General features: G+C 39.1%; 2 protein-coding genes. One reads left to right on the top strand and one right to left on the bottom strand.

Translation table 11 applies throughout. The annotated features are described in order from the left end of the window. The coding region (locus ACGLXV_RS19175) for a DUF1128 family protein (RefSeq protein WP_391559929.1) at positions 1–123 on the top strand (123 nt) is incomplete at its 5' end. Positions 124–185: 62 nt separating this feature from the next. On the opposite strand, the gene ACGLXV_RS19170 is transcribed toward ACGLXV_RS19175, so the two are convergent. Then, positions 186–1,166 carry an HD-GYP domain-containing protein gene (locus ACGLXV_RS19170; RefSeq protein ID WP_391559928.1) on the bottom strand — a complete coding sequence of 327 codons (981 nt, stop codon included), beginning with the start codon at positions 1,164–1,166 and terminating at the stop codon, positions 186–188. Positions 1,167–1,514: the final 348 nt, after the last annotated feature.

The following is a 1,514-nucleotide window of genomic DNA, read 5'->3' as shown; positions in this document are numbered from 1 at the left end:
TTTGATGAAAATATGTATGAAGAGCTAAAAGAAATTTATGACCTAGTGATGAAAAGAGATTCGTTTAGCCCAAGTGAAACGCAAGCATTAGCGGAAGAGTTAGGGAATCTAAGAAAACAATAAATCAAAAAGAAACTGCACCCCTTCTATTACTCTGGAGTGCAGTTTCTTTTTGTTGCTCTATTTTACTGGTCCAACACTTCTGTAATTAATAATGTGTGATTTTCCCCTAACGAAACTTCTTCATTTGAATCTAAGTATCGTACGAACGGTCTTTGAAGATTCCTTTTTACTTTCGTAACAATAGCTTTTCGCCCATTATTTAGAATGACCTTCGTGCCAGGAATAAAATGTGGTACCTCTTGAACGAATCGTTTAACAAGATCCGTGCTAAAAAGTGTTCCACTCTTTGTCATTACGTACTCCATCACCTCATGGGGAGGAATCCCCTTTTTCGATAATGCATTCTCGTAAAGATTTGCAATGCTGCAGATTTGGGCAAATTCATGTATCTCTTTTTCACGTAACCCTCTAGGTACTCCACTACCATCAAAGGCTTCGTGGTGCTGATAGGCAACATGTGCAGAAAGCAAACTCACTTCTCTTGTTTTTCGTAAATATTCGAACCCAACCCTCGGATGATCATCCTCCAAAGGGGTTAGAACTTTTCCTATGTCATGAAGTAATGTACCGACTGCTAAATCACGAATTTGCATTTGAGAAATTTGAAATTTTTTCGCGATTTGCAACGCAAGAAGTGTGACATTAACCGAGTGGGCATACTCTCGTAGATCTTCCGCTAATGAAGAGGCAGGAATTAAAAGAATGGCCTTTCTTTTATTAACTTCCTCAACCAGCTTAATAGCGAGCTGTTGAATCGGTCTAATCGGAAGTTCTTCCTTTTTTTCAACCGCTTTATAAACAGCTTGTAGTACATCTACTGCATCCACCCATGTCGGAACATCGAGCATCTCCTCCATGGAAATTCCGAATGACTCTGCGTCCTCTATAAATAAATATCGAATATCAAGATCGATTAACTTTTGCAAGTATGTTGGATGGATCGAACGTCCTGCTGCAAGAAGCACCCTTTTCTGCCGATCAAAAATCGGTTTCGCCAACTGCATAGTGCGTGGCTCATATTCATCAATTCGAATTAATCTCATGGTTACTCCCTCTACACTCATTATTACCCTTAGTATACAAATTGTTCGTCTCCATTACTATTGTCCTTTACTCCTATGTTTCGCTTCTTCTATAGGATTGATAGGGGAATAGTTTGGATGGAATCTCCAAATAATATGTTTGAGTTATATAGACATCGAAAGGAGGGATGTTTGAGTGGTACGTAAACTTCTTATGATATTGCTTGCTGGTTTTCTAGTGACGTCTGTTGTTGCTTGTGACGACGCACCAGGAGAAGATGAGATTGGCGATGGCGAAGTACAAGATGAAGAATAAAGGTTTTTAAAACAATAAGGGAACAGCACTAGTTACGTGTTGTTCCCTGTTTT

Origin of the sequence: Robertmurraya sp., assembly GCF_036676585.1 — a bacterium.
GTDB lineage: Bacteria > Bacillota > Bacilli > Bacillales > Cytobacillaceae > Robertmurraya_A.
This window is presented reverse-complemented; position numbering and strand designations above follow the sequence as displayed.

Bases quoted from the DNA above. Each gene is read 5' to 3' on its own strand.
- ACGLXV_RS19170 (WP_391559928.1), bottom strand. From the start codon at position 1,166: ATGAGATTAATTCGAATTGATGAATATGAGCCACGCACTATGCAGTTG.